General features: G+C 64.2%; 23 protein-coding genes and 1 tRNA gene. 15 read left to right on the top strand and 9 right to left on the bottom strand.

Translation table 11 applies throughout. From position 1 onward, the window contains the following. The first annotated feature begins 139 nt into the window (after window positions 1-139). Window positions 140-937 carry an ABC transporter permease gene (locus ACTJKX_RS15920; protein ID WP_311943708.1) on the top strand — a complete coding sequence of 266 codons (798 nt, stop codon included), beginning with the start codon at window positions 140-142 and terminating at the stop codon, window positions 935-937. Then, the gene (locus ACTJKX_RS15915) at window positions 921-1,775 is read left to right on the top strand and encodes an ABC transporter ATP-binding protein (RefSeq protein ID WP_440725843.1); all 855 of its coding nucleotides are present in this window, start codon (window positions 921-923) and stop codon (window positions 1,773-1,775) included. The genes ACTJKX_RS15920 and ACTJKX_RS15915 overlap by 17 nt, the downstream gene beginning before the upstream one ends. A 101-nt stretch (window positions 1,776-1,876) precedes the next feature. On the opposite strand, the gene ACTJKX_RS15910 is transcribed toward ACTJKX_RS15915, so the two are convergent. From ACTJKX_RS15910 to ACTJKX_RS15900, 3 genes are all read right to left on the bottom strand, one after another. Continuing rightward, window positions 1,877-3,727: a class I SAM-dependent methyltransferase gene (locus ACTJKX_RS15910; RefSeq protein WP_440725842.1), complete on the bottom strand. Its 1,851-nt coding sequence runs from the start codon at window positions 3,725-3,727 to the stop codon at window positions 1,877-1,879. A gap of 77 nt (window positions 3,728-3,804) precedes the next feature. Continuing rightward, window positions 3,805-4,356 carry a sterol desaturase family protein gene (locus ACTJKX_RS15905; protein WP_440725841.1) on the bottom strand — a complete coding sequence of 184 codons (552 nt, stop codon included), beginning with the start codon at window positions 4,354-4,356 and terminating at the stop codon, window positions 3,805-3,807. Window positions 4,357-4,552: 196 nt separating this feature from the next. Beyond that, window positions 4,553-5,230, bottom strand: coding sequence for a GntR family transcriptional regulator (locus ACTJKX_RS15900; RefSeq protein WP_440725840.1), 678 nt, complete (start codon window positions 5,228-5,230; stop codon window positions 4,553-4,555). Between the two features lie 122 nt (window positions 5,231-5,352). On the opposite strand from ACTJKX_RS15900, the gene ACTJKX_RS15895 reads away from it, so the two are divergent. From ACTJKX_RS15895 to ACTJKX_RS15885, 3 genes are all read left to right on the top strand, one after another. After that, entirely contained in the window at window positions 5,353-6,696 is a 1,344-nt protein-coding gene (locus tag ACTJKX_RS15895; RefSeq protein WP_440725839.1) for a glutamine synthetase family protein, read from the top strand. 157 nt (window positions 6,697-6,853) lie between these two features. Continuing rightward, window positions 6,854-7,948, top strand: coding sequence for a polyamine ABC transporter substrate-binding protein (locus ACTJKX_RS15890; protein WP_376717763.1), 1,095 nt, complete (start codon window positions 6,854-6,856; stop codon window positions 7,946-7,948). A gap of 246 nt (window positions 7,949-8,194) precedes the next feature. After that, window positions 8,195-9,118, top strand: a complete 924-nt coding sequence (locus tag ACTJKX_RS15885) for an SMP-30/gluconolactonase/LRE family protein (RefSeq protein ID WP_311943687.1) — start codon at window positions 8,195-8,197, stop codon at window positions 9,116-9,118. A 3-nt stretch (window positions 9,119-9,121) separates the two neighbouring features. Here the strand turns inward: ACTJKX_RS15885 and ACTJKX_RS15880 are convergent, their stop codons facing one another. Together ACTJKX_RS15880 and ACTJKX_RS15875 are read right to left on the bottom strand one after the other, a co-directional pair. After that, a complete protein-coding gene (locus ACTJKX_RS15880; protein WP_394314181.1) occupies window positions 9,122-9,805 on the bottom strand; it encodes a M15 family metallopeptidase in 684 nt (227 codons plus the stop codon). A 185-nt stretch (window positions 9,806-9,990) separates the two neighbouring features. Beyond that, complete coding sequence (locus ACTJKX_RS15875; protein WP_440725838.1) at window positions 9,991-10,458, bottom strand: hypothetical protein; 468 nt, start codon at window positions 10,456-10,458, stop codon at window positions 9,991-9,993. Between the two features lie 69 nt (window positions 10,459-10,527). Between ACTJKX_RS15875 and ACTJKX_RS15870 the strand changes: the two genes are divergently transcribed. Genes ACTJKX_RS15870 through trpA form a run of 3 tightly spaced genes read left to right on the top strand, consistent with a single transcriptional unit; the run spans window position 10,528 to window position 13,293 of the window. Further along, window positions 10,528-11,184: a phosphoribosylanthranilate isomerase gene (locus ACTJKX_RS15870; protein ID WP_437178696.1), complete on the top strand. Its 657-nt coding sequence runs from the start codon at window positions 10,528-10,530 to the stop codon at window positions 11,182-11,184. 15 nt (window positions 11,185-11,199) lie between these two features. Further along, a complete protein-coding gene (gene trpB / locus ACTJKX_RS15865) occupies window positions 11,200-12,417 on the top strand; it encodes a tryptophan synthase subunit beta (RefSeq protein ID WP_440725837.1) in 1,218 nt (405 codons plus the stop codon). A gap of 48 nt (window positions 12,418-12,465) precedes the next feature. Then, complete coding sequence (gene trpA, locus ACTJKX_RS15860) at window positions 12,466-13,293, top strand: tryptophan synthase subunit alpha (RefSeq protein WP_440725836.1); 828 nt, start codon at window positions 12,466-12,468, stop codon at window positions 13,291-13,293. Between the two features lie 148 nt (window positions 13,294-13,441). Here trpA and ACTJKX_RS15855 read toward each other — a convergent pair whose 3' ends face one another. Continuing rightward, the gene (locus ACTJKX_RS15855; protein WP_440725835.1) at window positions 13,442-14,005 is read right to left on the bottom strand and encodes an NUDIX domain-containing protein; all 564 of its coding nucleotides are present in this window, start codon (window positions 14,003-14,005) and stop codon (window positions 13,442-13,444) included. A 153-nt stretch (window positions 14,006-14,158) separates the two neighbouring features. Here ACTJKX_RS15855 and ACTJKX_RS15850 point away from each other — a divergent pair. Further along, window positions 14,159-14,243: transfer RNA gene (locus tag ACTJKX_RS15850), tRNA-Leu, on the top strand. Between the two features lie 238 nt (window positions 14,244-14,481). Here the strand turns inward: ACTJKX_RS15850 and ACTJKX_RS15845 are convergent. Then, window positions 14,482-14,760 carry a hypothetical protein gene (locus tag ACTJKX_RS15845; protein WP_146126940.1) on the bottom strand — a complete coding sequence of 93 codons (279 nt, stop codon included), beginning with the start codon at window positions 14,758-14,760 and terminating at the stop codon, window positions 14,482-14,484. A 329-nt stretch (window positions 14,761-15,089) separates the two neighbouring features. On the opposite strand from ACTJKX_RS15845, the gene ACTJKX_RS15840 reads away from it, so the two are divergent. The 5 genes from ACTJKX_RS15840 to ACTJKX_RS15820 all read left to right on the top strand — a co-directional run bounded on the left by ACTJKX_RS15840 (window position 15,090) and on the right by ACTJKX_RS15820 (window position 18,713). After that, window positions 15,090-15,335, top strand: a complete 246-nt coding sequence (locus ACTJKX_RS15840; protein WP_394314187.1) for a hypothetical protein — start codon at window positions 15,090-15,092, stop codon at window positions 15,333-15,335. Between the two features lie 109 nt (window positions 15,336-15,444). Beyond that, complete coding sequence (locus tag ACTJKX_RS15835) at window positions 15,445-15,666, top strand: hypothetical protein (RefSeq protein WP_394314189.1); 222 nt, start codon at window positions 15,445-15,447, stop codon at window positions 15,664-15,666. Window positions 15,667-15,836: 170 nt separating this feature from the next. Then, a complete protein-coding gene (locus ACTJKX_RS15830; protein ID WP_440725834.1) occupies window positions 15,837-16,568 on the top strand; it encodes a DUF2459 domain-containing protein in 732 nt (243 codons plus the stop codon). Between the two features lie 236 nt (window positions 16,569-16,804). Continuing rightward, window positions 16,805-17,545 (top strand): L,D-transpeptidase, encoded by a 741-nt coding sequence (locus ACTJKX_RS15825; RefSeq protein WP_440725833.1) that lies wholly within the window; start codon window positions 16,805-16,807, stop codon window positions 17,543-17,545. 271 nt (window positions 17,546-17,816) lie between these two features. Next, window positions 17,817-18,713, top strand: coding sequence for a DUF937 domain-containing protein (locus ACTJKX_RS15820; RefSeq protein ID WP_440725832.1), 897 nt, complete (start codon window positions 17,817-17,819; stop codon window positions 18,711-18,713). 188 nt (window positions 18,714-18,901) lie between these two features. Here ACTJKX_RS15820 and ACTJKX_RS15815 read toward each other — a convergent pair whose 3' ends face one another. Together ACTJKX_RS15815 and ACTJKX_RS15810 are read right to left on the bottom strand one after the other, a co-directional pair. Next, complete coding sequence (locus ACTJKX_RS15815) at window positions 18,902-19,159, bottom strand: DUF1150 domain-containing protein (RefSeq protein WP_311943662.1); 258 nt, start codon at window positions 19,157-19,159, stop codon at window positions 18,902-18,904. Between the two features lie 48 nt (window positions 19,160-19,207). Next, window positions 19,208-19,636: an Hsp20 family protein gene (locus ACTJKX_RS15810; RefSeq protein WP_068293755.1), complete on the bottom strand. Its 429-nt coding sequence runs from the start codon at window positions 19,634-19,636 to the stop codon at window positions 19,208-19,210. Window positions 19,637-19,920: 284 nt separating this feature from the next. Between ACTJKX_RS15810 and ACTJKX_RS15805 the strand changes: the two genes are divergently transcribed. Further along, a complete protein-coding gene (locus tag ACTJKX_RS15805; RefSeq protein ID WP_440725831.1) occupies window positions 19,921-21,264 on the top strand; it encodes a cobyrinate a,c-diamide synthase in 1,344 nt (447 codons plus the stop codon). Window positions 21,265-21,283: the final 19 nt, after the last annotated feature.

Here is a 21,283-nt window from a genome sequence, read left to right as displayed (position 1 = left end):
GCGTTTTGTGATTTCCTGGAATCGCCAAGAATCGCAAAGACGCGTCTAAACAAAGAGTTAGAGCAAATAAGCGTTCACACTTGAACGCGTTTTGCTCTAGGAAGGGGCGGAAGAAGCCTCGACTATCTGGAATTTCGTCTTGCTACAGCCCTTTGCCGATATCTGGCGCCAGCGCGAACTGTTTCGCGCCATCCTGACCCGCGAACTGCAGGTACGCTTTCGCGGCTCGGTGTTCGGCTGGGCGTGGGCCGTGCTGGCGCCCCTGGTGATGCTGTCGATCTATACGCTGGTCTTCTCCGGCGCGCTCAAGGTCGGCGTCGCGCAGGACAGCGGCGGGCGCTTCGGCTATGCCTTCTCGATCTTCGTCGGCCTGATCGTCTTCAACTACTTCGCCGAGATCGCCTATCGCGCCCCGCTGCTGCTGGCCGAGCACAAGCACATCATCCGCCGTTCGATCTTCCCGCCGCAGATCCTGGCCTGGATCGCGGTGGCACGTGGCGGCGTCTACATGCTGATCGCGCTCGGCGTGCTGCTGACCGGCCAGATCCTGATCGACCAGTCGATCCACTGGTCCTGGCTCGCGTTGCCCTTCATCCTCCTGCCGCTCGTCCTCTGCCTGCTCGGCATCGTCTGGATCCTCTCCACCATCGGCGCGCTGACCAGCGACCTCAACCATCTGATCATCTCGATCATTCCGGTGGCGATGTTCGCGACGCCGGTGTTCTACGAGGCGGCGCAGGTGCCGGAAAACTGGCGCTGGCTTGCCTATCTCAATCCCCTCACCGGCATCATCGAGATGATGCGCACCGCCATCCTGCGTGGCACCTGGCCGGACAGCCTGCTCTATCTGGCCTGCCTCGCGGCCTCGCTTGCGGTATTCTATGCTGGCCAGACCCTGTTCATGCGAAAGAAGACGATCCTTGTCGACATCATCTGAACAGACGCTCGCGCAAGATCCAGCCCAGGATCCCACCCAGGGCCGTGCCCGAGATCACGCCCCGGATCGTCCCTTGGACGTTGCGGTCGAATGCCGCGACCTCGGCAAGGCCTATCAGTTCTACCGGCGCCCGATCGACCAGGTGAAGCAGGTGCTGTTTGGCGGCAGGAAACGCTATTACGACGAATATTGGGCGCTGAAGGAGATCGGTTTCGCCATTCCCAAGGGCGCGGCGGTCGGCATCGTCGGACGCAACGGCTCGGGCAAGTCGACCCTCCTGCAGATTCTGTGCGGCATCACCGCGCCCACCATCGGCTCGCTCACCGTCAAGGGCCGCATCGCCCCGGTGCTGGCGCTCGGGGCCGCCTTCGACTACGAGCTGACGGGGCGCGAGAACTGCTATCTGTCGGGCGCCATTCTCGGCCTCAAGCGTACGCAGGTCACCGAGAGGCTCGGCGCCATCCAGGAACTCTGCGGCCTCGGCGATTTCTTCGAGCAGCCGGTGAAGCTCTATTCCAGCGGCATGGGCGCCCGCCTCGCCTTCGCCATCTGCGCCCATGCCGACGGCGACGTGCTGATCGTCGACGAGGCCCTCGCCGTGGGCGACGATGCCTTCCGCGAGCGCTGCCGGACCCTGATCCGCGCCTTCCGCCAGCGCGGCACCATCCTGTTCGTCTCGCACGACCTCGACCAGGTCGCGGAATTATGCGAGCGCACGATCTGGATCGACCGCGGCCGCCTCCGGGCCGATGGCCAGACGCATGCCGTCATCACCGACTATCGCAAGGCCCTGGCCGAGGAAGCCGACGACCCCAACCGCTTTGCCTTCATGACCTGAGGCCACTCGTCCTGGGATCGCAGGCGTCCTCGCCTGATCTTGGAAGCGCTCCGGCAAGCCGATGGGAAGAGCAGGCGAGGACGCCTGCTCTTCCCAGGAAATTACCGCCAGAACCACCGCCTGGCTGGCTTGGTCGGCTTGCCGGGCTCCAGCAGAAAATTGGTGAGCTTGGGATAGGTTTGGCCGGACCATAGGATCGCATAGTTCCAGTCCCGCATGAGACGGCGGAACCGCGCTTCGTTGGCGTCGGTGACCTCGACGAAAAGAAGCGGGCGGCAGCGCTCTATGGTGGCTGCAAGCCCGCCCAGCACCTTCAGCTCCATGCCCTCGACATCGATCTTGATGAAATCGAAGCTGTGCCCGGCGAAGAGGTCGTCCCCCTTGGCGATCTGCACCGGGCCTTCCTCGGCCTGCTGGATCACCGTGCCGCCCGTGTTGTGTTTGCTGTGGGTGAAAGTCTGGCCGGCACCGGCCTGGTCGCTCAGGGCGACCCCAAGATAGGCGAAGTCGACATTGGCCAGGCGGTTCAAGGCGCAATTGATGCGCAGGCAGGCAGCGGCCCCCGACTGCGGCTCGATCGGCACGATCACGCCCGCATCGGCGAATTTGCCGAGGAAGACCGTGTGATTGCCGAGATGCGCGCCGACATCGAGGATGCTGGCCTTCTCAGGAAGGCGCGCCCGAATGCGTTCCAGCTCCTCGGCTTCGTAGAACTGGCCGCTCGCATGGAAGGCCTGCACCGAATCCGCCTCGTCGTTGACGAGGAAGCTCACGCGCTCGGCCTGGTAATCAAACGAAATCACACTGCCATCGACCCGGCTGATGTGATTGGGCCTGGCATCGAGCCCGTCGTCTGAAGCGACGGCGATCGAATCGAGCCAGAAATTCGGATAGCGATTGTCGAAGGATTCCGACTTCTCCCAATCGGGCAGAGCATTGCCCGACATGAGGCCGCGATGCCGGAATTCGAGATCGACGACATCGCTGCCGCGGGTTTGCGCCTCGAAGCGTATTCGGCGCCGGCCTGCGCCCTCGAAATCGTAGGAGCCGATCTCTCTGTTGTCGACGACCACGCTGAAGCCCGGAGAGTCCGACAGGCGTTTGCGCCGCTCGTCGACACCGACCGGCCTCAGCTCGATATCGAAAGTCAGCTTCGTCGGTGCCTTCAGACCGAGTTTCAGCTGGGCCAGCGACGTGTAGCCTTCCGTCACCGGCCGCCCGTTCTGAAGAGAAAAGCCGCGTACCAGCTGGGGTAGCGATTCGTTGAGCTTGCCCTGGAAGTCGATCTTGATCGGGAGCTTGAAGTTTTCCTCGATGCGATCGAAGCGGCGCGCGGGGAATTTTTGCACATTGTAGCGCTGCAGCCACCAATCATCGCCTTCCATGTTGAAGGCGGGGCGATCGCTGCGCTGGAAATAGGCCGTCGCGCCCGTGATCCCATGCGGGTGGAAGCCATCGTCCTGCATCAGGAAGCGATAGAGATTGTTGATCGTGGGTATGTGGATGTCGTCGACGATCAGGATGCCGCCAGGCTTGAGGCGTTCGTAGAAGGCGAAATATTCCAGCTCCGGAAACGGATAGCCGTGGGGACCGTCGATCAGGATGATGTCGACGTCATGCGTGAGCGGGTTCGCAAAGATCGTGCGCTGCGTCGGCCCAAAGACCCACTCCACATTGCTCTTCAGCCCCGGAAAGCCGCGGGCGAAGTTGACGCTAGAATTCGCCTCTGCGGTATCGTCGTAGCAATAGGCGGTGTGCGCCTGCGCGTAATGGGAGAACAGGATCGTCGAGGCGCCGCACCCCGTCTCGACGGTGCGGAGCGGCTGTCCTTTGAAATGATCCCTCAGATAATATTCCATGCGCTCGAGCGGCCCGGTCGTGAGGGTACCGGCTCGGTGGGCGCCACCGCGCTTGTTCTGATAGCGGACAATGTCGTGGACGAGATCGGGCATGATGCTCCGACCCTACGCGACGGGCGCACGCGCGATCAATGCCCGAATGAGGGGCATCGAGCCAATCGTTTGCTCGATCAGGATGCCCGCCGCCGCTGGGGCTCGACATAGGTGGAGAAGATGTGGTCCCAGAAGGAAGTGACCACGCCGTAATTGCCTTCCTCGCCGCGATAATGATGCACCATATGGGCCAGACGCAGGCGATAGAGCAGGCTTCCCGGCTTCGACGGCCAGTGATGCGAGGCGTGGTGCACCAGCATATAGGCGACATAGCCGAGTAGGATCCCGCTGGTGAAGCCGCCGGCAAAGGCATGATTGGCGAAATAAAGCGGCACGTAGAACACCAGGAAAATCACGCCCACGCTCAGGAAGGAGGGCGCGCCGATCATGCCCTTGGGCTCCTGGTGATGGGCATCGTGCATGCGGTCGAAGAAGGGAACCGCGTGGTAGACCCAGCGATGCACCGCATATTCCACGAAAGTCCAACCGATGCAGCCCAGCACGAAAGCCATCGCCCAGATGCCGACGGCAGTGGCGTCATGCTGCAGAAGAGTCAAGACAAGCAGGCCGAAGGCCGCAGCAGGGCAGAGTACAAAATCGCCAAAATAGAGAATTTTGTTCAAACGCATGCGCTTCACCGTTCGATGCACTTTGGAAGCTGGAGCATATTTCTCCGCGATTGCGACAGTTTGAGGACAAAATGCTGCGTCCTAGCAGCGCGCTTTGGCCCCTCGCGGCCTTTCTTATCGCAGGGACGCTAGCAAGAACCGTGCCTAGGGGTGTCAGCTTTCGGCTGACATTCCGCGCATCCCGCCCTCCTTCTTTCTAGCCCAACGCCATCTTGCCGATGATGCGCATGCCGTCGCCGATATCGGCCTCGATGGCATCGCGCAGCCCCTTGGCGTCGCCCCGCTCGATGGCGGTGATGGCGCGATGATGCTGGTCGACGAGGCCGCTCATGTCGAGGTCCTCATAGACGAGGCGCATGAACGGGCCGAATTGCAGCCAGAGCGTCTCGATCAGCGGCAACAGCACCGACGAGGGCACCGCCGTGTAGATGGCGAAATGGAAGGCATGGTTGGCCCGCATATAGCCTTCGGCATCGTCTTCGGCGAGGCAACGCTCGACCTCGTCGTCATGCATCCGGATGGCGGCGAGGCGTTCGGCGTCGATGGCGGGTAGCGCCCTTTCGGCCGCCTCTCCTTCCAGCAGCATGCGCACGCGCACCAGTTCCTCGAAGCGGGCCGGCGTCATCAGGGGAACGCTGACCCGGCGCGTCGCGGTCAGGGTCAGGGCGCCCTCGGTGACCAATCGCGTCACCGCGGCCCGGACGGGCATCGGACTGACGCCGAGCATCTCGGCCAGCCCCCGCAGGGTCACGGCCCTGCCTGGGACGAACTGCCCGCCGACAAGGCCACTGCGGATCGCCGCATAGACCTTGTCATGCACGGGTGCCAGTTTGCTGGCGGGCTCGCTGCTGCTCGACTTGGGCGAACTCGGCATGGGCAAAACGGACTCCATTTGACACCGCACAAATTTGTGATCACAATTAGTGCAGATGAAGGATGCGTCAAGATACGACGCATTCACAACCCCGGTGTACCATGGGATTCCAAACGCACGGCGTGAACAAACTCGCCGGCGACGCGGCTGGCTTGTCTTCGGCCCCGCAAGTCGACGTCATCGAAGTGCTGCTTCCCGACACCAACGGCATTCTCCGCGGCAAATGGCTGCCCGGCTCGGCGATCGACAAGGTCCTCAAGGACGGGGTGGCGATGCCGCAATCCATGTTCGGCCTCGACGTCTGGGGACGCGAGGTCGAGGAAACCGGCATTCATATCGAGACCGGCGACAAGGACGGCCTGTGCCGCCTGATTCCTGGTACGCTCAAGCCGGTGCCCTGGTCCTCCCAGCCCGCCATGCAGGCGCTGATCTCGATGTATCTGCCGGATGGCCGGCCCTGGATGCTCGATCCGCGCCATATCCTCAAGGCCCAGCTCGACAAGCTCACCGCCCTCGGCCTCAAGCCCGTGGTGGCCTTCGAGCTCGAATTCTATCTGCTGCAAGGCGGCAGCAAGCCAGGCGAGACGCCCAAGACGGTATTCCACCGCGATACGGGCCCCGCTCGCCAGAACATGTATTCGATCTCCGATCTCGACACCTTCGCGCCGGTGATCCAGGAGATGCGTGAGGCCGCCAAGATCCAGGGCCTGCCGGCCGATTCGGTGATTTCCGAGGCGGCGCCCGGCCAGTTCGAGATCAATCTCTACCATCGCGACGATGCCATGGCGGCGGCCGACGATGCCGTGCTGCTGCGCCGCATGATCCAAGGCGTGGCACGCAAGCACGGCCTCGTCGCCAGCTTCATGCCCAAACCCTATCTCGACACTGCCGGCTCGGGCATGCACATCCATGCCAGCCTCCTCGATGCCGAGGGTGCCAATGTCTTCGCCAAACCGGATACCGGCGCCGACACCCTGCGCCATGCCGTCGGCGGCATGCTGACCCATATCCCCGAGACGGCGCTGCTGTTCGTGTCGAGCTATAATGGCTTCCGCCGCCTGATGCCGGGCTCCTACGCGCCGGTTTCGCTGACCTGGGGCTATGACAACCGCTCGGTGGCGGTGCGCATCCCCAATGGCAGCCCGGCCGCCACCCGCATCGAGCACCGCATCGCCGGCGCCGACGCCAATCCCTATCTCGTCCTCGCCGCCATCCTGGCCGCCATGCATGAAGGCATGGAGAAGAAGATGCCGGCCCCCGAACCGATCATCGGCAATGCCTATGATCTCGGCGCTCCCAGGCTGTCGGGCTCGATGCAGGAGGCCGTCACCCTGTTCCGGGCCTCGGAGTTCGCCCGCCGGCATTTCGGCGAGCACTTCGCCGAAGTCTATGCGGTGATGAAGGAACTCGAATGCGCCGAGTTCGAGCGCCGCATCTCGAGCCTGGAATATGAGACCTATCTGTAGTTTCGCAGCCCCACTCCTGACCGGTAACGGACTTGCTATATAAAACGTCACCAAAAACCCTTCGGAAGGCTTGAGCAAGTTCAGCAGGGGTTCTAGCTTTCGCACGCCAGCGTCGCGTCCGGGAATGCGCGGCGCTCACCCAGAGGAGGTGTTCCCGATGTCAGCCTTCAAGAAACTGGCTCTCGCGGCCACGGCCGTGGCGTTGCTCGCGGGCCAGGCCATGGCCGAGGACAAGGTCGTCAACGTCTATAACTGGTCGGATTACATTGGCCCGACTGTGCTCGAAGATTTCACCAAGGAAACCGGAATCAAGGTGGTCTACGACACCATGGATTCCAACGAAGTGCTGGAAACCAAATTGTTCGCCGGCAATTCCGGCTATGACGTCGTCTTCCCCTCCGCGACCTTCGCATCGCGCCAGATCAAGGCAGGCGTATTCCAGAAAATAGACAAGTCCAAATTGTCGAACTACAAGGAATTGTGGCCCAAGATCATGGAAAATCTTGCGGTCTACGATCCTGGAAATGAGTATCTCGTCGATTACACCTGGTTCACCACCGGCATCGCCTACAATGTCGACAAGGCCAAGGCCGTGTACGGCGACAAACCGATGAACAGCTGGGACGTGGTGTTCAAGCCCGAGAACCTCGCCAAGTTCAAGGATTGCGGCGTCTATTTCCTCGACAGCCCTGAGGACGTCCTCACCGCCGCCCTGAAATATCTCGGCAAGGAACCGGGCTCGACCGACAAGAAGGACATCGAGGCAGCCGGCAAGCTGCTCGAGGGTGTCCGCCCCTATGTGAAGAAGTTCCACTCGTCCGAATATATCAATGCGCTCGCCAATGGCGACATCTGCCTCGCCATCGGCTGGGCCGGCGACACCTATCAGGCCAAGGCGCGTGCCGAGGAAGCCAAGAACGGCGTGAAGGTCGATTATGTCGTGCCCCAGGAAGGTACGCTGATGTCGATGGACACCATGGCCATTCCCAAGGACGCCAAGCATGTCGATGCGGCTCATGCCTTCATCAACTACATGATCCGTCCCGATGTCGCGGCCAAGAACGCCGATGCCACCAAGTTCGCCTCGGGCGTGCTGGCGGCCAAGCCCTTGGTCGACAAGGCGATCACCGACAATCCGCAGATCTATCTCAACGACGACATGCTGGCCAAGACCTATACCGTGCAGCCCTACGCGGCCAAGGTGCAGACGCTGGTCACCCGCACCTGGACCCGGGTCAAGACGGGCCAGTGAGGGCGTCTTGGAGCGCGGGCTTCCAGTCCGCCTCTTGCTTCACCGTCAAGTTCGGCGCTCCCAAGGGCGGACAAGATGTCCGCGCTCCGAAAAATATCCACTCCACGGCGCGGTTTCCGCGCCGTTTTCTTTTGTCCGATGAATTGATTTTGCCGGGCAATTGTCGTTCCATGCGGCCAACCAATACCAAGCCTCGAAAATGCCGATGCATTCTCGAGGCTTGGTATGAAACAACGAGGAACCGACATGCTCCCCAAGGAATTCGTGGTCGTCGATCCGCGCTTCAAGGCGCTCATCTTCGGCAATTCCCAGCTCGACAAGCTCTATACCGGCACGCGCTGGGCAGAGGGTCCGGCCTATTTTCCGGCCGGCAAATATCTGATCTGGTCGGATATCCCGAACAACCGGCTGATGCGCTATGACGAGACCGACGGCTCGGTCTCGGTCTACGACCATGACAGCCGCAACCAGAACGGCCACACCGTCGACCGCGAAGGCCGCCTGATCGCCTGCGAGCATCGCGGGCGCTGCGTCAGCCGCATCGAGCATGACGGCAGCCGCACCATCCTGGCCGACAAATATGAAGGCAAGCGCCTGAACTCGCCCAATGACGCGGTGGTGAAGTCGGACGGCTCGATCTGGTTCACCGACCCGACCTATGGCATCGATTCCGAATATGAGGGCGACGCGGCGCCCTCAGAAATCGGCGCCTCCTATGTCTATCGCATCCCCCCGCGCGGCGGGAAGCTCACGGCCGTGGCCACCGATTTCGTCAAGCCCAACGGCCTTGCCTTCTCCCCCGACGAATCCAGGCTCTACATCGTCGACACCGGCGCCACCCATGTCGAGGACGGCCCGCGCCACATCCGCGTCTTCGACGTCGGCGAGGACGGCATCACGCTCTCGGGCGGCAAGGTCTTCGCCACCTCACCGGCCGGCCTGTTCGACGGACTGCGCGTCGACATCCACGGCAATGTCTGGACCTCGTCCGGCGAAGGCGTGATCTGCTACGCCCCCGACGGCACGCTGATCGGCAAGGTGCTCATCCCCGAAGTCGTCGCCAATGTCGAATTCGGCGGCCCCAAGCGCAACCGCCTCTATATTTGCGGCACCACGTCGCTCTATGCGGTGTATCTGAACACCCAGGGCGCCAAGCGCCCGAAGAAATAGCGTTCAGGGTTCCCTGATCACCACGTCATAGGCCGGCGCCGCCACGGCGCCGGGCAGGCTGAAATGCCACCATTCCCGCGCATAATTGGCAAGGCCATGCGCGGCGAAGGCGGCGACGAGGGCCTTGCGATTGGCGGCGGCCTCAGTCGAAACCGCCTTGCTCGCGGTCCACGACATCTCGTCGAACAGGTCGAAGCCGCCGCCGAAATCGAGAGGCGAGACCTGCCCGGCCGCATCGACCCGTTCCGCCCCGACATCGACGGCAATGCCCTTGGAATGGGATGAAGCGCGGGCGACATAGCCGAGCGCGAACAATCGCGATTTGGGTGTGCGGGGATAGAATTCGGCCTTGGTCCGCTGGTCCGCGGCATCCCTGGCCCAGGCGACGAAATCGGCAACGGCACGCCTGGGCCGGTAGCAATCATGGACGACGAGCCGCCACTGGCGCTTCTCGAGGTCGCGGGCCGCCGCGGCCAGCGCCTGCGCCGCCTCGCGCTTGAGCCAGCAAGCCGGGCTGTCATAGCCGGCGACAGGCCGGCCGATGAAATTGTGCGAACCGGCATAGCGCATGTCCTGCCGGATGCCGGGCGCGACCTCGGCCAGGCGGACGAAGCCTGGGGGCAGGTCGGCGGCAAGGGCGGGGGTAGGGAGAAGGGTTGTGGCAACGAGCCCGAGCAGAAAAAGCAAGGGCGCCGATTCTCCCCTCATCCCCCTGCCGGGACCTTCTCCCGCAAGGGGAGAAGGGGCCAAGACGTCGTAAGACCTCGCGTTGGTCGAATGGAGTTCATTTCGCTCGGGACCCGCAGGATAGATCCCCTTCTCCCCTTGCGGGAGAAGGTCCCGGCAGGGGGATGAGGGGTGGCGGCTAGCCCTCAATTCTGCGGCTCGCATGTGGCCTCCGGCGCCGGCCAGAGCAGGAAGATCCGGTGTTCCGGCCCGTCGACGGCCTGGAAGGTGGCGTTGCCCTGCGCATCGGGATGCTCCACCTGCATGCCCGCAGCGGGAACGTCGAGGCGGATGCCCTTGGCATTCTGCGTCGCGGTGAGCTTGCCGCCGTCACCGTCCAGGGTGCAGGCGAACACGGCTCCCTGCTGGCGGCAGCCGCCGCCCGCCCACCATTGGCGCTTGTCGCCCCGGAACCACAGGCCGACACCGATGCCCGAGCCATTGTCGGCCAGGAGACGCACGGTGATACGGGTCACGCGCTGGTCGACATGCTTGACGAGATGGGCGGTATCGTAGTCGCGGGCATAGCACAGCGACGCCTCGGCCGGCCCCGCCATCACCACCAGCCCGGCCATCACCGCGACCCCGCCGACGAACCACCCTTTCGGGAACATTCGCACTCTCTCCCCTGCTCCATCCTGATTTCACTGGCAATGCGCGCCGGATGCAACTATCTCGACGCCATTATGGCATTGATCAAGATCTGCGGTCTCTCCACCCCCGACACGCTGGAAGCGGCTCTGGCCGCCGGCGCCGACATGGTCGGCTTCGTGTTCTTCGAGAAATCGCCCCGCCATATCGGCTATGATCTGGCGGCCCAGCTGGGCGCGCAGGTCTCGGGCCGTGCGCGCAAAACTGCCCTCTCCGTCGATGCCGACGATGCCAGGCTCGACGCCATCGTAGCCGCCCTCGCCCCCGACGGGCTGCAGCTGCATGGCAAGGAAAGTCCCGAGCGTGTGGCGGCCGTCAAGGCCCGCTACGGCCTGCCGGTCCTGAAGGCGATCGGTGTCTCCAGCGCCGCCGATCTCGAAGGGGCAGCCGCCTATCGCGGCGTGGCCGACTGGCTGTTGCTCGACGCCAAGCCCCCGAAGGACGCCGCCCATCCCGGCGGCAACGGCGTGACATTCGACTGGACGCTGCTCAAGCATCTCGACCGCACCCTGCCCTTCATGCTATCGGGCGGGCTCGATCCCGCCAATGTTGCCGAAGCCATCCGCATCAGCACCCCCGACGGGGTCGACGTCTCGTCGGGCGTCGAAGACCGGCCCGGCGTGAAGAACCCCGACAAGATCAGGGCTTTCGTGGAGAGGGCGCGCGCCTCCTTCACGTCATCCCGCTGACAACAGGCCGCAACGATGACCGAGACCCCCAAGCTCAATTCCTTCCGCAACGGACCCGATGAGCGCGGTCATTTCGGGCAGTTCGGCGGGCGCTTCGTCGCCGAGACGCTGATGCCGCTGATCCTGTCGCTGGAGGAGGCCTACAAGCAGGCCAAGGCGGACCCTGCCTTCCACAAGGAGATGGCGGGACACCTGTCCACCTATGTCGGCCGCCCCTCCCCGCTCTATTTCGCCGAGCGGCTGACCGAGCATTTCGGCGGCGCTAAGATCTATTTGAAGCGCGAGGAGCTGAACCACACCGGCTCCCACAAGGTCAACAATGTGCTCGGCCAGATCATGCTGGCGCGCCGCATGGGCAAGCCGCGCATCATCGCCGAGACCGGCGCCGGCCAGCACGGCGTCGCCACCGCCACGCTCTGCGCCCGCTTCGGCCTGAAATGCGTGGTCTATATGGGCGCCGTCGACGTCGCCCGCCAGGCTCCCAACGTCTTCCGCATGAAGATGCTCGGCGCCGAGGTCATTCCCGTGCAGTCCGGCGCCAAGACGCTCAAGGACGCCATGAACGAGGCGCTGCGCGACTGGGTCACCAATGTGCACGACACCTTCTACTGCATCGGCACCGTGGCCGGGCCCCATCCCTATCCGGGCATGGTGCGCGATTTCCAGTCGATCATCGGCCGCGAGACGCGCGAGCAGATGATGGAGACCGAGGGTCGCCTGCCCGACAGCGTGATCGCCTGCATCGGCGGCGGCTCCAACGCCATGGGCCTGTTCCATCCCTTCCTCGACGAGCCCTCCGTCGAGATCATCGGGGTGGAAGCGGCCGGGCACGGCCTCACCAGCCTGCACGCCGCCTCGATCGCCGGCGGCCGCCCCGGCGTGCTGCACGGCAACCGCACCTATCTGTTGATGGATGCCGACGGCCAGATCGAGGAAGCCCATTCCATCTCCGCCGGCCTCGACTATCCCGGCATCGGGCCGGAACATTCCTGGCTGCACGAGGTCGGCCGCGCCACCTACATGTCCGCGACGGACCAGGAGGCGCTCGACGCCTTCCAGCTACTGTCGCGCCTGGAGGGCATCATTCCCGCGCTCGAATCGGCCCACGCCCTCGCGCGGGTGGCCGAGCTCGCACCGAAGCGGCCCAAGGATCACCTGATGGTGGTCAGCCTCTCCGGCCGCGGCGACAAGGACGTACCGCAGGTTGCCGAGATTTTGGGAACGTCGCTATGACCTCGCGCCATCCCATCCTGCCGCCCCCTGCTCCGAGCCTGTGACCCCATGACCAGCCGCCTCACCGCCCGCTTCGCCACCCTGGCCGCCGAAAAGCGCGCCGCCCTGGTGACCTTCGTCACCGCCGGCGATCCCGATATCGAGACTTCCGCCAAGATCCTTGCCGGCCTGCCGGCTGCCGGCGCCGACATCATCGAATTCGGCATGCCCTTCACCGATCCAATGGCCGACGGCCCGGCGATCCAGGCTGCGGGCCTGCGGGCCCTCAAGGCCGGCATGACGCTGACCAAGACGCTCGGCGTCATCCGCGAATTCCGCAAAAACGACGATGCCACGCCGATCATCCTGATGGGCTATTTCAACCCGATCTACATCTATGGCGTCGAACGCTTCCTGGTCGATGCCAAGGCCGCCGGGGTCGACGGCCTGATCGTGGTCGATCTGCCGCCGGAAGAGGATGACGAGCTCTGCCTGCCGGCGCTGAAGGCCGGCATCGCCTTCATCCGCCTGGCGACGCCGACCACCGACGACAAGCGCCTGCCCAAGGTGCTGCAGAACACCTCGGGCTTCGTCTATTATGTCTCGATCACCGGTATCACCGGCTCGGCCACGCCCGATTTCGGCGTGGTGGCCGGCGCCGTCGGCCGCATCAAGCAGCACACCGACCTGCCGGTCTGCGTCGGCTTCGGCGTCAAGACCGCCGAGCACGCCCGGGCCATCGCCGAGGGCGCCGACGGCGTGGTAGTGGGTTCGGCCCTAGTGGAAGCGGTACGCAGCAGCCTCGATGCCGACAACAAGGCGACGGAGAAGACGGTGCCGGCCGTGCTGGCGCTGGTCGGCGACATCGCCAAGGGCGCCCGCAGCGTCAAGAAGTAAGCTCACCGTCATCCCGGACAAGCCGCAGCACACAGTGATGCGGCGCAGATCCGGGACCGCGAGCAGAATAAAGAGCCTTTCTCCTAACGCGATCCCATGTCTGCGAAGCAGCACTGCGTGGCGCATCGCGCACGGGATGACGTGATGGTCAGAACAGCTCCGGCCGCTTCAGCCGGAGCGTCTGCACCAGGGCGTAGGTCTTGAGATCGGAAAGCTCGCCGCGGTCGGCCATGGCGGCTAGATCCTTCAGCCCGATCTCGATCACTTCGATCTCTTCGTTCTCCTCCGCCAGGCCGCCGCCGGCGCCCACGCGGCTCGCCGCCGCATATTCGGCCAGGAACATGTGCATCTTCTCGGTCGAGATGCCCGGCATCACGAAGGCCGCCCCGAGCGGGACCAGGGCCTTCAGTTCCAGCCCTGCCTCCTCCATCGCCTCGCGCCGGGCGCAATCGGCCGGATCGTCCTCGTCCAGGATACCGGCCGGTGCCTCGAGCGAGGCCTCCACGCCATGTCCCTTGAGAATCGCAACGCGCAACTGGCGCACCAGCAACGCCAGCCGGCGCTCGGGATCGAAGGGCAGAACCGTCACCGCATCGCCGTGATCCTCGACGCTGCGGTGAATCACCGCGCCACCGGGCGTGCGGGCCTTGACCATCAGCAGGCGGTTCCAGCCATCATAAAGCAGGGCCTCGTCGAGAATCGCTGCGGCCAAGGCATTCACTCCATTCGAACTCCGCCGCAGACAAGCCCAGCAAGGTGTCAAACGCAAGGCAGAACGCCGGTTTTGCGGCGGTTTCATCAAGCTGTCGCAAGAACTGCAAATGGGCGTTGACATCGGCTCTCCGCCCCCCTAGAAGACCCCCGCGCCCAGATGGCGGAATTGGTAGACGCGCACGGTTCAGGTCCGTGTACTGCAAGGTGTGGAGGTTCGAGTCCTCTTCTGGGCACCAATTTCGGAAAGGCTCGACGTGGCTAACGGCCCGTCGAGCCTTTTGCATTTCGGGGCCTCGAGACGCAGAGCATCGCTCACGCCCGAGCCCTAAGGCGTTCTGCGATTTGGTGGAATCACCAAGAATCGCAAAACGCCTTAGCCAATCCTTTGGATTGGCTTGGAAACAAAGAGTGGGAGCAAATAAGCGTTCACGCTTGAACGCGCTTTGCTCCAGGTTTCAGCTATCGTCTCGGGTTTCAGCTGTCGTCGCGCAGCCTCTCGGCCCGTTCGCGGGCTTCAGGGGGAATCGGCAGCAAGCCGGAGCCCCGCAGCATCGCCTCGATCGCCGTGTTGGCATGGTCGAGCGCGCTGCCGGCGGCATAGTCCCCGTCCAGCCAATCCGGCAATTCGTTCAGCACATTGGTGAGGCAGGCGAGCAGCATCGCCTCGTTGTCGGACAGGCTCGCCTTGATACGCTGATACTCGGCCGCGAGAACGGTCGGGTGCTCGTCATAGTCCAAGGGTCGAAATGCCATATACCGCAGCCCCGTCGCGATGTTGCAGGCCTGGCAAATTGCGTTCAGCCGCGCGCCAGAGCGTCTTGCGATTTAGCGGTGACGCCAAGAATCGCAAAACGCATCGAACCAAAGAGTGAGAGCAAACAAGCGTTTCCGTCTAAACGCGCTTTGCTCTGGAGAGCACTGGCTTATCGCGTGTGACCGCCACGTTACAAGGCTCGCGATTATCTCCGGGACAGACGGCTTTGCGCAAGGCCTGCGACGGCACGTCCCGAAAAGCCCGGTCACGCCCCTATCACGCCCCTGGGAGATTGTTAGCTTACAAACAGAACCAGGGGAGAGTAACGATGGGAATGCATCTGACCGGTCCGAGCAGTGGCCAGGAGCCGTGCCTGTTGTTCGAGGATTGCGGTGTTCTCTCCGCCGAGCGGCTGGAGCGTGGCATTCCCTGTCTCGACTTTGCTTCTCCGAATTGCGCGACGAGCGGTATCGCTGCCCTGAAGGCCAAGCTCGCCGTCCGCAAGGCCATGGTGCGCGTGCATGATCGCCTGAAGGCAATTGAGGCCGAGCGCAACGGCCGAGGGCCCGATTGAACGACGGCCTCGACAAGGTCCGTCCCCGCAAACCGCTGCGTTACGGGATTGTGCCGGCGATCACGCTGCCGCCACGAAGTTCCGCGACACTCCGGCCGAATGCAGGGCCATGTCGGGTGTGGCCGTCTGGGGAGAGTTCACCATGCGTGCCATTCTATCCTTGTTGATCATCGTCTATCTGATCGGGGTGGGCGTCCAACTGGCCCCGGTGGTCCAAGGGCAGTGGAGCAGCGGCTCGGCCTCCGATTTTGCCAGCAGCATCGCCCGAGCGCTTCCCGATGCCCTGACCTGGCCAGCCAAGGTCTACCGCGGCCTGACCGACAAGGCCTGAGAACACCTCCGTCTCGCGACGGCCCTCGTCTTTCTCCCATCCGAGCCTTATGATCGAACCGGTTCAGTTGGTTTGCGCGCACGAGGCGTTTTGCGATTCGGCGGAATCATCTCGAATCGCGAAAAAGCGTTCGACCATCATGGGGGGAGCCTTGCAGGCGTCTTCGCAGCATGCCTGATCCCGCCAGCGGGGTTGTGGCCGGAACGATGGGGCGCACGCGGCTCTCGCAGAGCCTGCGCCTCCTGTCCGCAATCGCCGCCCTGCCGTTCCTCGCCCTTCTCGGCTTCTTGCTTGCCGCCATCGGCTTCGCACTCCTGCCTGCGCCTGGGCGAGCCCAGCAGGCCGACAGCGAGCCGCCCCTCTATCTGTGCGCCTCCCTCGCCCATACCGACATCGTGATGCCGAGCCGGGACGCGCTGGTCGATTGGGCGGGGCTGTTTCCGGCCGTCACGCCCGCCGACCTGCCCAGCGAGGCCTATCTGGCCTTCGGTTGGGGCGACCTCGTCTTTTTCCAGGACACGCCGACCTGGGCCGACACCAGGATATCGACGGCCCTGGCGGCCCTTGCCGGCCGGCACGACACCGCCCTCAGGGTGGTCGCCGTCAATCCGCCGGTTGCCAATCCCGACTGCCTGCCGCTTGCGGTTGACAGGGAAGGCCGGCAGGCCCTGATCGCCCATATTCGTGCGAGCCTGCAGCCGGACACCGCCGGCAAGGCCCAGCAGCGCCCCGGCGGCACGGGGCTCGAAGCCTTCTATCTCGCCAGGGGGCGCTACGGACCGTTCAACACCTGCAATCAATGGGTGGCCGAGGCCCTCGCAGCCGCCGGCCTGCCCCATGCGCGCTTCGCGCCTTTCAGCTTCAGCGTGACCTGGCCCCTCGGGGAAGGCCGAACCAGCTAGAGCAAGCGGTACGACAATCTTGTTGCCGGAAGAACACACCCTCGGGCGCTTTTGCATCCGCCGCCGACAAGCTCGCCGCGGGCGCACAATCCTGCCGCAATGGCTGCCTACGCCCCAGTCTCACCGAGACGCCGCCGCAGCTTCCGAGCTCCGGCAGGCGCGGACGAATAAGAACAGCACATATCTGGACTAAAATGATACTGGCACGAAGCATTATCCTTCTGGCCTTGCCGCTGATGCTTGCAAGCTGCGTCACGACGAGCGCGAAGATCGACACCTCTCTGGCAACCCCGGCCGTTGCCCCGCAGGCGGGCGCGAGCACACAGCTCGCCGCCCTGCCCATCGTCAAGCCCGAGGAGGCCCGGAACGCCCCCGCCGCCACATCGGAAACGGCCGAGGCGCTCGACCCCCATTATGCCGCCCTCTATGCCGGCTCCAGGGATGGCGCCTACCCGATCAAGGCCGTGGATCTGGCCAGCGTGGCGCCCCGTTTCTGGCGCCGCGAGGTTTCCTATCAATCATCGGAAAAGACCGGCACCATCGTCGTCGACCCCAACAAGCGTTTCCTCTATCTGATCCAGGGCAACGGCAAGGCGCTGCGCTACGGGGTCGGCGTCGGCAAGGTCGCGGAGTACAATTTCCAGGGCGAGGCGATCATCGCGCGCAAGGCCACCTGGCCGCGCTGGACCCCGACCCCCACCATGATCGCCCGCAATCCCAAGCAATATGGCCGCTATCGGTCCGGCATGGCCGGCGGCCCCAGCAACCCGCTGGGCGCCCGCGCGCTCTATCTCTATAGCGGCGGCCGCGACACGCTGTATCGCCTGCATGGGACCACCAACCCATCCGCCATCGGCACCAAGGTCTCGTCCGGCTGCATCCGGCTGACCAACCAGGACATCATCGATCTCTACAAGCGCGTTCCCGTCGGCACCAAGGTGATCGTGCTGCCGGTAGGTGCCAGCCGCTCGGCCTGACCGCTCGAAGAGCAGGATAATCTTCGCTCGGCCATGATGGCGCACCGCCTGGCCGGGCGATCAGCCAAGCGGCAATCCTCGAAACGAGGTTCGGCGCGACATACGAAATTCAAATCTTTCCTATTCCGTAAAGGAATTTGAATCTTCGTGAAACGCCATTCCGCCGGGCACTGGGCGGACGGCAAGAACAGCCGGCCCCACGCCATTGAATTTTGCAACGGAGACGATTGGGTACTAAGGTATCCATAAATTTTCTGACACGAGGAATGAAATGGCCATCAATCTTCCCAGCCTCGTCTCCCAATTGATCACCCCTGATCTCATCGAGCGCGCCGCTGCAATCATCGGCATCGACCCGGCCCTGGCCGGAAAACTGGTCGGTGCCGCGATTCCCTCCGTGCTCGGGGCCTTCGCCAGCGAAGCCTCTTCTCCCGACGGGGCCAAGGGCATTTCCGACCTGATCTCCAGCCAGGATCCAGGCCTGTTCGACACGCTGTCTGCCGGCGTGACCAGCGGCGATGCCAATGCCCTGGCCAGCGGCGGCAACGTGCTGACCTCCCTGCTCGGCGCCGAAGGCGTCAACCAGTTGGCCAATGTCCTCGGCCAGGCCACCGGCGCCCCACCGCAGGCCGCCGCTTCCGTGCTCGGTCTTGTCGGCCCGGCCGTCGTCGGCGCCCTCGGCAACCAGTCGCCGGAGAATTGGGCGGACGGCAATGCGGTGGCCACGCTCTTTGCGGGCGAAAAACAGGCGATCACGGCGGCACTCCCGGCCAGCCTCGCGGCGGGACTTGCCGATAGTGGCTTTCTGCAAGGCCTGGACACGGCGGTCAGCGGCGCCTTCCGGACCACGCCGCCGCAATCCACGCTGGGTTCGGCCGCACCGGGACCTCAGGCGGGCACGTCGACCCTCGGATCCGGCGAAACGGCAGCACCAGCCAGCCGCTCGACTCTCGACACCAAGCCGTCTCCCAGCCCTCAGGTCCAGCACCAGGCCGCTCCCCCGCCGCCACCACAATCGAGCGGCAGTATGACCTGGCTCTATCTCATCATCGCCATCCTGGTCGTCGGCGGCCTCGCCTGGTACTTCCTGTACAAGCGCCCTCAGGCGAGCGCACCGGCCACCACCGGCCAGATCGAGATGCCCGCCGCATCACCCCCGCTCGCCTGAAGCGCGACGAAGCCGGGGCATATCTCGATAGAGAAGGCGACGAAGCCCGCACTTCGCCGGTTGGCCTCAACATAAGAAAGGCGACGAAGCTTGCGCTTCGCCGGTTGGTCTCGGCGTAAAAAAGGCGACGAAGCTTGCGCTTCGCCGCCCTGGATCCGCTCCTGGCGGATGCACTTCTCGTGAGCTGCTCAGTGCAGGGAAACCGGCACCAGTTCCTGTTCCCAGGCATTGGCCACCGCGCCCTCGGCCGAGTCGGCGATCATGATCGGCGTGCCGTCGGCGGCATTGAGGGTGAACAGCTTCAAGCCGGGACGGATTTCGCCGAGCTGCGGATAGAGCCGCATGGCATCCTCCGACATGATCGGCTTGACATAGGCGACATGCCCGGCGCCCAGGGCGGCCAGCATCTCGGGAGTAGGCACAGCAGTCTTATCGTTCCGGATCATGGGACCCTCCTGAACGTTGAATACAATGGAAAAAAAGCAAGCGGTTCGTCAGTCCCGCACCGCGATGTCGATGCGCTTGGCGACGCGCTCGGGCTCCGGGCGGATCAGATCGACGGAAAGCAGCCCGTTCTTCAAATCCGCACCCATCACCTCCATGCCATCGGCGAGGAGGAAAGTGCGCTGGAACTGGCGGGCTGCGATGCCGCGATGCAGGAAGACGCGGGATTTGTCGTCCACCTGGCGCCCGCGGATGACGAGCTGGTTTTCCTCGATCGAGACGTCAAGCTCCTCGCGGCTGAAGCCAGCGACGGCGAGGGTGATTCTCAACCGCTCGGGTGGTCGATCACAGGAACCGACCCGCTCGATATTATAGGGCGGATAGCCGTCATTGGCGGCTTTGGCGACCCTGTCCAGCGCTCGTTCGATCTCATCGAAACCGAGCAGGAAGGGCGAGTTCAAGGTTGGTACGCGCGACATTGCAAAGCCCTCGCAGGAAGCGACTTTGAAGTGGGACCCTGACGGCATCCCCGTTCCGGCAACTCCGGAACAATCTCAATATGGGCAAGCCCAAGGGGGTTTCAAGGGGCCCCCCGAAATGGGGTGAGGATTTCCAGACAAAGCCTTCTGAAGCAAGGCGGCCTTTTGATGAAAACGCCCTTTTGCTCGAACTCCTTGGTCCGAGCTGCCTTTGCCATTCTCCGCGTTACGCCCAATCGCAAAACGCTCTTGCGCGCCGCTCCCGGGCGAGGCAGGAACGGCAGATGATCCCTCCCGGCCTTCTCATTGCCGCGCCCCGCTCCGGCTCCGGCAAGACCACTCTGGTGCTCGGCCTGCTGCGCGCCCTCGCCCGCAGCGGCATTGCCGTACAGCCGATGAAATGCGGCCCCGACTATATCGATCCCGGCTTTCATGCCGCGGCCGCCGCGCGGGTGAGCTACAATCTCGACAGCTGGGCGATGCGCCCAGCCCTCCTCGACAGCCTGATCCACCAGGCCGGCAGCGATGCCGAGCTCTTCATCGGCGAGGCGCTGATGGGGCTGTTCGACGGCGTTGTCAGCGACGGTGCCAGCGGGGACGGCTCCTCCTCCGGCCTCGCGGCGCGGCAGGGCTGGCCAGTGCTGCTGGTTCTCGACATTTCCGGCCAGTCCCAGTCTGCCGGTGCCGTCGCCAAGGGCTTTGCCAGTTTCCGCCCCGATGTGCGCATTGCCGGCGTGGTGCTCAACAAGGCCGCCAGCTCCCGGCACGAGGCTTTGGCACGCAAGGGCATCGAGGAGGCCGGCCTGCCCGTGGTCGGCGTCCTGCCCCGCAATGCCGACCTCGTGCTGCCCGAACGCCATCTCGGCCTGGTCCAGGCCGACGAGACCGCCGAACTCGACCAGCGGCTGGAAGCTTTGGCGGATTTCGTCGAGGCCCATTGCAGCATCGAGGCCATCCGGTCCCTCGCCGGGCCGACCAAACTGCCGACGGGGCTGGACCAGGCAGGTCTTCCGCCGGCCGATATCAAGGATGCGGGCTTACGCCCGCCCGGCCAGCGCATCGCGCTGGCCCGCGACGCCGCCTTCTCCTTCGTCTATCCGCATCTGATCGCCGGCTGGCGCCGCCAGGGCGCCGAGATCATCCCCTTCTCGCCGCTGGCCGATGAGGGGCCGGCGGAGGATGCCGATATCGCCTGGCTGCCGGGCGGCTATCCCGAACTCCACGGCGCGCGGCTCGCCACCGCCACCCGTTTCCAGCGAGCCCTGCGCCAGTTCGCGCAGACCCGTCCCGTGCATGGCGAATGCGGGGGCTACATGGTGCTCGGCCAGGTCCTGACGGATGCGGAAGGCACGGCCCACCGCATGACCGGCCTGCTCGACCTCGAAACCAGCTTCGCCAAGCGCAAGATGAATCTGGGCTATCGTCTCGCCGAACTGAAGCAGGATTGCCCGCTCGGCAACCGTGGCAGCCTGGTGCGCGGCCATGAGTTTCACTACTCGACCACCTTGCGCTCCGGCGACACGCCGCTCTTCGAGGTCAGCGATGCCAACGGCACCTCCCTGGGGGCCCTCGGCAGCCATCGCGGCCGGGTCACCGGCTCCTTCTTCCATGTGATCGACAGGGCCTAACTCCACAGTCGTGATTTGG

Source organism: Labrys sp. 22185, from assembly GCF_052045555.1.
In the GTDB taxonomy this organism is placed as follows: Bacteria; Pseudomonadota; Alphaproteobacteria; order Rhizobiales; family Labraceae; genus Labrys; species Labrys neptuniae.
This window is presented reverse-complemented; position numbering and strand designations above follow the sequence as displayed.

Coding starts and splice junctions, on each gene's coding strand:
- ACTJKX_RS15835 (WP_394314189.1), top strand. CDS start 15,445: ATGTCGGGTGTGGCCGTCTGGGGAGAGTTCACCATGCGTGCCATTCTA.
- ACTJKX_RS15830 (WP_440725834.1), top strand. CDS start 15,837: ATGCCTGATCCCGCCAGCGGGGTTGTGGCCGGAACGATGGGGCGCACG.
- ACTJKX_RS15905 (WP_440725841.1), bottom strand. CDS start 4,356: ATGCGTTTGAACAAAATTCTCTATTTTGGCGATTTTGTACTCTGCCCT.
- ACTJKX_RS15825 (WP_440725833.1), top strand. CDS start 16,805: ATGCTTGCAAGCTGCGTCACGACGAGCGCGAAGATCGACACCTCTCTG.
- ACTJKX_RS15890 (WP_376717763.1), top strand. CDS start 6,854: ATGTCAGCCTTCAAGAAACTGGCTCTCGCGGCCACGGCCGTGGCGTTG.
- ACTJKX_RS15910 (WP_440725842.1), bottom strand. CDS start 3,727: ATGCCCGATCTCGTCCACGACATTGTCCGCTATCAGAACAAGCGCGGT.
- trpA (WP_440725836.1), top strand. CDS start 12,466: ATGACCAGCCGCCTCACCGCCCGCTTCGCCACCCTGGCCGCCGAAAAG.
- ACTJKX_RS15805 (WP_440725831.1), top strand. CDS start 19,921: ATGATCCCTCCCGGCCTTCTCATTGCCGCGCCCCGCTCCGGCTCCGGC.
- ACTJKX_RS15900 (WP_440725840.1), bottom strand. CDS start 5,230: ATGCCGAGTTCGCCCAAGTCGAGCAGCAGCGAGCCCGCCAGCAAACTG.
- ACTJKX_RS15840 (WP_394314187.1), top strand. CDS start 15,090: ATGGGAATGCATCTGACCGGTCCGAGCAGTGGCCAGGAGCCGTGCCTG.
- ACTJKX_RS15820 (WP_440725832.1), top strand. CDS start 17,817: ATGGCCATCAATCTTCCCAGCCTCGTCTCCCAATTGATCACCCCTGAT.
- ACTJKX_RS15810 (WP_068293755.1), bottom strand. CDS start 19,636: ATGTCGCGCGTACCAACCTTGAACTCGCCCTTCCTGCTCGGTTTCGAT.
- ACTJKX_RS15845 (WP_146126940.1), bottom strand. CDS start 14,760: ATGGCATTTCGACCCTTGGACTATGACGAGCACCCGACCGTTCTCGCG.
- ACTJKX_RS15885 (WP_311943687.1), top strand. CDS start 8,195: ATGCTCCCCAAGGAATTCGTGGTCGTCGATCCGCGCTTCAAGGCGCTC.
- ACTJKX_RS15815 (WP_311943662.1), bottom strand. CDS start 19,159: ATGATCCGGAACGATAAGACTGCTGTGCCTACTCCCGAGATGCTGGCC.
- ACTJKX_RS15875 (WP_440725838.1), bottom strand. CDS start 10,458: ATGTTCCCGAAAGGGTGGTTCGTCGGCGGGGTCGCGGTGATGGCCGGG.
- trpB (WP_440725837.1), top strand. CDS start 11,200: ATGACCGAGACCCCCAAGCTCAATTCCTTCCGCAACGGACCCGATGAG.